This is a genomic window from Gilvimarinus gilvus, assembly GCF_030518155.1.
Lineage (GTDB): Bacteria > Pseudomonadota > Gammaproteobacteria > Pseudomonadales > Cellvibrionaceae > Gilvimarinus > Gilvimarinus gilvus.
In genome coordinates this window covers 1-440 of record NZ_JAULRU010000447.1, presented here as the reverse complement: position 1 = coordinate 440, position 440 = coordinate 1, and the positions used below count along the sequence as shown (strand labels likewise).

The following is a 440-nucleotide window of genomic DNA, read 5'->3' as shown; positions in this document are numbered from 1 at the left end:
CTCGATGAGGCGCTGGAAGTGCTGACCCTGATCCAGACCGGCAAAAGCCCGCTGGTCCCCGTGGTATTGCTGGACTCACCGGGCGGCAGCTTCTGGCGTGATTGCCTGGGCTTCATCAGCCGCCAACTGGAGGACAACCATTACATTCTGCCCAGCGACCTGAAGCTGGTGCGCCTGGTGCACAGTGCCGAGGAGGCGGTGGAGGAAATCAACCAGTTCTACCGCAACTATCACTCCAGCCGCTGGTTGAACAGCCAGTTCGTGATCCGCATGCATCACGCCCTGAGCGAGGCGGCGCTGTCTGACATCGAGGAAGGCTTTGCTGACCTGCGCCTGAGCGGCAAGTACCACCAGCAAGCAGACAGCAGCGCCGAACACGAGTTGGGGGACTACAGCCACCTGACCCGTTTGTCGTTCGCCTTCAATGGCCGAAACCAAGG

The 440-nt window shown here is 60.9% G+C and carries 1 protein-coding gene; it reads left to right on the top strand.

Going from position 1 to position 440, the window contains the following annotated elements:
- On the top strand, positions 1-440 hold a 440-nt coding region (locus tag QWI17_RS08810; protein ID WP_302722150.1), incomplete at both ends, for an LOG family protein.